Origin of the sequence: Actinomadura sp. BRA 177 (assembly GCF_013372625.1) — a bacterium.
GTDB lineage: Bacteria > Actinomycetota > Actinomycetes > Streptosporangiales > Streptosporangiaceae > Spirillospora.
Genome location: NZ_JABXFD010000489.1, coordinates 40,739 through 46,986, shown reverse-complemented (window position 1 = coordinate 46,986; position 6,248 = coordinate 40,739). Strand labels below are relative to the sequence as shown.

7 protein-coding genes are annotated in these 6,248 nt (G+C 70.1%); 6 read left to right on the top strand and 1 reads right to left on the bottom strand.

Features of this window, described 5'->3' with window-relative positions; translation table 11 throughout:
- Positions 1–122: 122 nt before the first annotated feature.
- Positions 123–821 (bottom strand): class I SAM-dependent methyltransferase, encoded by a 699-nt coding sequence (locus HUX53_RS28435; protein ID WP_176406280.1) that lies wholly within the window; start codon positions 819–821, stop codon positions 123–125.
- 141 nt (positions 822–962) lie between these two features.
- Here HUX53_RS28435 and HUX53_RS28430 point away from each other — a divergent pair, with 141 nt between their 5' ends.
- From HUX53_RS28430 to HUX53_RS28405, 6 genes are all read left to right on the top strand, one after another.
- Positions 963–1,847, top strand: a complete 885-nt coding sequence (locus tag HUX53_RS28430; RefSeq protein ID WP_176406279.1) for a sugar phosphate isomerase/epimerase — start codon at positions 963–965, stop codon at positions 1,845–1,847.
- Complete coding sequence (locus HUX53_RS28425; protein WP_176406278.1) at positions 1,844–2,428, top strand: TetR family transcriptional regulator; 585 nt, start codon at positions 1,844–1,846, stop codon at positions 2,426–2,428. Before HUX53_RS28430 ends, HUX53_RS28425 begins: the two co-directional genes overlap by 4 nt.
- Positions 2,429–2,479: 51 nt before the next feature.
- The gene (locus HUX53_RS28420; protein ID WP_217920010.1) at positions 2,480–3,229 is read left to right on the top strand and encodes an ABC transporter ATP-binding protein; all 750 of its coding nucleotides are present in this window, start codon (positions 2,480–2,482) and stop codon (positions 3,227–3,229) included.
- Entirely contained in the window at positions 3,226–3,960 is a 735-nt protein-coding gene (locus HUX53_RS28415) for an ABC transporter permease (RefSeq protein ID WP_176406277.1), read from the top strand. Before HUX53_RS28420 ends, HUX53_RS28415 begins: the two co-directional genes overlap by 4 nt.
- Positions 3,961–4,068: 108 nt before the next feature.
- The gene (locus HUX53_RS28410) at positions 4,069–5,262 is read left to right on the top strand and encodes an LCP family protein (protein ID WP_176406276.1); all 1,194 of its coding nucleotides are present in this window, start codon (positions 4,069–4,071) and stop codon (positions 5,260–5,262) included.
- 64 nt (positions 5,263–5,326) lie between these two features.
- Entirely contained in the window at positions 5,327–6,247 is a 921-nt protein-coding gene (locus tag HUX53_RS28405) for a proline dehydrogenase family protein (protein ID WP_176406288.1), read from the top strand.
- Position 6,248: the final 1 nt, after the last annotated feature.

The window sequence follows — 6,248 nt, the reverse complement described above, 5'->3', positions numbered from 1 at the left end:
ATTCCGACGGACATGGGCCGTGTCACTGCTGGAAGAGCGCTCGGCGGCGAGGCCGCCGAGCGCTCTTCCAGCAGTGACACGGCCCATGTCCGTACCTCCTGTATGACCAACTAGTCAGTAACCTACGGGCAACGCCACCACAAATTGACGGCGTAGTCCACCTCGAGACCGGGATGCTCGCGCAGGCAGGCGTCCGCGAGGTCGGGCGGGAACTCGATCCGCAGTACGGCGGCGAGATCGTCCCGGTTCTGGAAGACCCACCGGATCGTGAGGGGCTCGCGGGAGAAGCCGCGCCGCGTCCAGAATCGCTCGACGGCCTCCGGGTCGTATTTCGGCAGGCCGCGCCGGAACCAGCGGCCGAACGTGGAGCGGGTGGCGTCGTTGTCGATGATGAAGATCGCTCCGCCGCGCCGGACGACCCGGTCGAGTTCGGAAAGGCCCGGTTCGCAGCCCGGTCCGAAGAAGTAGGCCCAGCGGGCGTGGACGACGTCGATCGAGGCGTCCGGAAGCGGCAACGCCTGGGCCGCGCCCACACGGACGGTGACGTTGGGGAGATCGCGGGTCCGGCGGGCGGCGGCGGAGGCGAGGCCCGCGTGCGGCTCGACGCCGATCACGCGGTGCGCGTCGGCGGCGAAGAACGGCAGGTGGAAACCGGTGCCGCAGCCGAGGTCCAGGACGTCCGCGCCCGTCCACGGGCGGACGGCGCGCATCGCGGAGACCAGCACCCCGTCGGGGTCGACGGCGCGGTTCTCCAGTTCGTAGACCTGCGGGGAGTTCCAGATGTTGGGGCTCGGCACGGCGCCCGGCGCGATATCGGCCACGGGAACAGAGCGTAGCCAGTCAGGGGGGCAGAGCAATCAGGATCACTCCGGGCGGTTGTTTCAGCACGGCCGCCGCCGCATAGGCTTTACGGTGCGAACCTTGATGACCATCGTCGAGCGATCATTCCTGGCGAGGAAGCCTTGATCCCGCAGCACAACGGCGTCAGTACACCGGCTCTGCGTGTACCGGACGCGCCGATCACGCTCTCCACCGCGTCGGTCTACCCGGAGAAGGTACCGAGCGCGTTCGAGATCGCTGCGCTGCTGGGCTACGACGGTATCGAGGTCATGGTCTCCACGGACGCCTCGTCGCAGGACCTGAACGTCCTGCGCCGCCTGTCCGACTACCACCAGGTGCCGATCAAGTCGATCCACGCGCCGTGCCTGCTGCTCACTCAGCGGGTGTGGGGACGCGAGCCCTGGGGCAAGCTCGTCCGCTCCAAGGACGTCGCCGAGGAACTGGGCGCGGACGTCGTCGTCGTCCATCCGCCGTTCCGCTGGCAGCGCGACTACGCGAAGGAGTTCGTCGAGGGCCTCGCCCGCATGCAGGACGAGACCGATGTGCTGTTCGCGGTGGAGAACATGTTCCCGCTCAAGGCGCGCGGTGCCGAAGCGGGCATGTACCTGCCCGACTGGAACCCCGTCGACCAGGACTACCCGTACGTCACCCTCGACCTGTCCCACACCGCCGTTTCGGGGTCGGACCCCATCGACATGGCGGGGAGCCTGGGCGACCGTCTGCGGCATGTCCATCTCGCAGACGGCGTGGGCATCACGAACAAGGACGAGCACCTCGTCCCCGGCCGGGGCAACCAGCCGTGCGGGACGATGCTGGAGAACCTCGCCGAGGGCGGCTTCCGGGGGCACATCGTGCTGGAGGTGAACACGCGGCGCGCGTCCAGCCGGGTCGAGCGGATGGAGGACCTCGCCGAGGCACTGGCGTTCGCCCGCCTGCACCTGGCCGCCGCCGACCACACGTGGGAGGTCACGCCGGCCGGGGAGGTCTCCCGCCGGGGCGTCCGGTGACGGACACGTCCGCACCGCGCGGCCGCCGGCCCGGCCCGACCGAGACGCGCGAGAAGATCCTGGCCGAGGCGCGCGACCTGTTCGCCGAGAAGGGCTACGACGGCGCCTCGCTGCGCGCCATCGCCCGCGCCGCCGGCGTCGACCCGGCCCTCGTCCACCACTTCTTCGGCAACAAGGAGGGCGTGTTCATCGAGGCGATGCGCTTCCCGGTGGACCCGTCGGTGGTCCTGCCGCGCATCATGGGGGCGCCGCGTGACCGGCTCGGCGAGGCGCTGGTCCGCACCTTCCTGGACGTGTGGGGGGACGAGGACCGCCGCGCCCCCATGCTCGCGATGCTCCGCTCGGCGATGACGAACGAGCGGGCGGCGGCGCTGCTGCGCGAGTTCGTCACGGTCGCCCTGTTCGGGCGCGCCCGGCAGGCCACGGATGCGCCGCCGCTCGGCATCCAGGCGGCCGCCGCGCAGATGATCGGCCTGATGATCCTGCGCTACGTGCTGCGCATCGAGCCGCTGGCGTCCGCCACGGAGGACGAGCTGATCGAACTGGTCGCCCCGGCCATCCAGCGCTACCTGACCTCCTGAACCTTTCTGGAACCCCTTGACCGGACCCCCGTGGCCGCTTAAATTCAACACATGATGAGTTCTAGCTCGGAAGGCGGCGCCGAGGCGGCCGTGCGCGTCCGCGATCTGCGGGTCGTGCGCGGCGGCCGGGAGGTGCTGCACGGGCTCACCTTCGATGTCCCGCGCGGCTCGATCGTCGGGCTGGTCGGCCCGAGCGGCTGCGGGAAGAGCACGCTGATCAGGGCGCTCGTCGGCGTCCAGATCGTGAAGAGCGGCACGGTGACGGTGCTCGGCGCGCCCGCCGGGTCGGCCGGGCTGCGGCACCGCGTCGGCTACGCGACGCAGTCGCCGGCCGTGTACGCCGACCTGACGGTCGCGGAGAACCTGCGCTACTTCGCGTCCGTCCTGCGCGCGCCCCGCTCGGACGTCGACCGCGTCATCGACGAGGTCGGGCTCGGCCGCAGCCGCGACCAGACCGCGGCGACGCTGTCCGGAGGCCAGCTGAACCGCACCAACCTCGCCGTCGCGCTGCTCGGCTCGCCCGAGCTGATCGTCCTGGACGAGCCGACCGTCGGCCTCGACCCCGTCCTGCGGCAGGAGCTGTGGGAGCTGTTCCGGGAGCTGGCCGACCAGGGCGCCACCCTCGTCGTGTCCAGCCACGTGATGGACGAGGCGAGCCGCACCGACCGGCTGCTGCTGATGCGGGAGGGCGTGATCCTCGCCGACGGCACCCCGGAGGGGCTGCGCTCCCGCACCGGCACGTCCGACCTCGAAGCGGCGTTCCTGCACCTGATCACCGAGAAGACGGGGAGCCCGGCATGAGCGCGGCCGTCACGTTCGCCACGATGCGGCGCATCCTCGCGCAGCTCAAGCACGACCACCGCACGCTGGCGCTGCTGGTCGCCGTGCCGACGCTGCTGATGATCCTGCTGCGCTACGTCTTCGACCAGCCGATGGTCTTCGACCGGGTCGGCCCGATGCTGCTCGGCCTGTTCCCGTTCACCGTCATGTTCGTCGTGGCCAGCGTCGCCACCCTCCGGGAGCGGACGAGCGGCACCCTCGAACGGCTGATGACCATGCCGCTCGGCAAGCTCGACCTGCTCCTCGGGTACGCGCTCGCGTTCGGGCTGATCGCGCTCGTGCAGGTCGGTGTCGTCCTGGTGATCTCGCTGACCTGGCTGGGCCTCGACCTGAGCGGCTCGCTCGGGTCGCTGGTCCTGGTGTCCCTGCTGGACGCCCTGCTCGGGATGTCGCTCGGCCTGTTCGCGAGCGCGTTCGCGCGGACCGAGTTCCAGGCCGTCCAGTTCATGCCCGCGTTCGTCCTGCCGCAGGCGCTGCTGTGCGGGCTGATCATGCCGCGCGACGAGATGGCGTCCTGGCTGAACGCGATCTCGGACGTCCTGCCCCTGTCGTACGCGGTCGAGGGCATGCAGGAGATCAGCGGCCGCCCCGACTTCACCGGCACCCTGATCGTGGACGTCGCCGTCATCGCGGCCTTCACGGTCGTGGCACTCGTCCTCGGCGCCGTCACCCTCCGCCGCCGCACCGTGTGACCCCTGAAGGGCGCGTCCGGTTTACACGGAACGACGAGTTCCGCCTTAATCGGACAGGTGGGCTGAAGCGGGCCATCCCCGGTCGATCCTGCTGGTAGCTTCTGCGCCATGACCGCGCCAGATCATCCCGGATCGCTGCCGCCGCAGCGAGCCGACCAGGGCCCGCAGGCACCGGCCGCGGCTCAGGCCACCGAGGCCCCGGCACCGGACGCCCCCGCGGGCCCGGACGCCCCGAAGAGCGACTCCGGGGACGCGTTCTGGGCGGGCGCGGACGGCGCGGAGCGCACGCGCAAGCGGCGGTGGCCGCGCGTCCTGATCGCCGTCGGGGTGTTCTTCGCGCTGGTCGTGGCCGGGCTCGGCGGGCTGGCCTGGCAGCGCCAGTCGTCCTACAACGGCAACATCGACCGGATCAAGGGCGCGCTGCCGACCGACCAGGCGAACCGGCCGGGCCCGAACGTGGAGGGCACCGAGAACTGGCTGCTCGTCGGGTCGGACTCGCGGGCCGACTCGGCGACGACCGGGGAGGGCAACCAGGTCTGGAAGCCGGGCCAGCAGCGCACCGACACGATCATGCTGCTGCACCTGCCGGCGGACCGGAAGAAGGCCTACCTCATCTCCTTCCCGCGCGACTCGTGGGTGGAGATCCCCGGCTACGGCAACCAGAAGATCAACGCGGCGTTCTCGTTCGGCGGGCCGAAGCTGCTGATCGAGACGATGGAGAACCTCACCGGGATCCGCATCGACCACTACGGCGCGATCGACTTCGAGGGCTTCAAGGCGATGACGGACGCGCTCGGCGGCGTGACCGTCAACATCAAGCAGAGCGTGTACGACCCGGCCCGCAAGAAGCACTGGACGGCGGGCAAGCAGAAGCTGAACGGCGAGGAGGCGCTGCTGTTCGTCCGGCAGCGCTACAACCTGCCGAACGGCGACTTCGACCGGATCAAGCGGCAGCAGGCGTTCCTCGGCGCGCTCGCCAAGCAGGCCGCCGACCGCGGCACGCTCACCAACCCGCTCAAGCTCGACCGGTTCCTGTCCGCGCTCACCAAGTCGATCAGCGTGGACGAGAGCGTGTCGGCGGGCGACCTGCGCTCGCTGGCGCTGAGCATGCGCAGCGTCCGCGTGTCGGACGTGATGTTCATGACGCTCCCGCACAAGGGCACCGGCACGCGCGGCAAGCAGAGCGTCGTGTTCGTGGACGCGACGAAGGCGAAGCAGCTGTTCAACGCCGTCAAGACCGCCCAGATGCCCGAGTACGTGAAGCAGCACGGCGGCGGCAACAGGCTCGGCACCGTGTCGTGATCGCCGGGACGGGACGGGCTTAACCTGGGAAGCAGGGCCCAGAACCGACCAAGGGGTGCGCACAGTGCTTCGTCAGGCGTTGCTCATCGCGTCGCGCAGTGGCGGCGCGCGCAGGGTCGTGGAGACCGCGCCGTTCACCGGGGACGTCGTCCGCCGCTTCATCGCGGGCGAGACGATCGAGGACGCGGCGCGCGTCACCGGGCGGCTCACCGGTGAGGGACTGCTCGTCACGCTGGACGTCCTGGGCGAGGACACACCCGACAAGGGCCACGCAGAAGCGAACGTCACGCACTACGTCGAGTTGCTCGAACAGCTAGGTGCCGCCGGGCTCGGTGCACGCGCCGAGGTGTCGCTGAAGCTTTCGGCCGTTGGACAGACGCTCGACGAAGACCTCGCCCTGGAGAACGCCAGGCGAGTGTGCGTGGCCGCCCGTTCCGCTGGCACGACCGTGACTCTCGACATGGAAGAGCACACCACCGTCGATTCGACGCTGCGGATCGTCCACGAACTACGGCGCGACTTCCCTGACGTGGGCGCCGTCATCCAGTCGTACTTGCGCCGGGCCGAGGAACACTGTGCGGAACTGGCCTACGAGGGGTCGCGCGTAAGGCTGTGCAAGGGCGCGTATGCGGCACCGGCGGCGGTGGCCTTCACCGATAAGGAAGAGGTCGACAGGTCGTACGTCCGCTGCATGAAGGTCCTGATGGCTGGCAAGGGCTACCCGATGCTCGCCACGCACGACCCACGGCTCATCGACATCGCCGGTGCGCTGTCGGTCCTGCACGAGCGTGACGCCGACACGTTCGAGTACCAGATGCTCTATGGGATCCGTCCGCAGGAGCAGCGCCGGCTGGCCTCCCAGGGTGCGCAGGTCCGCGTCTACGTCGCGTACGGGCGCGAGTGGTACGAGTACTTCATGCGCCGCCTGGCGGAACGTCCCGCCAACCTGCGCTTCTTCGTGCGCTCCCTCGCCGGACGGTCGTGAC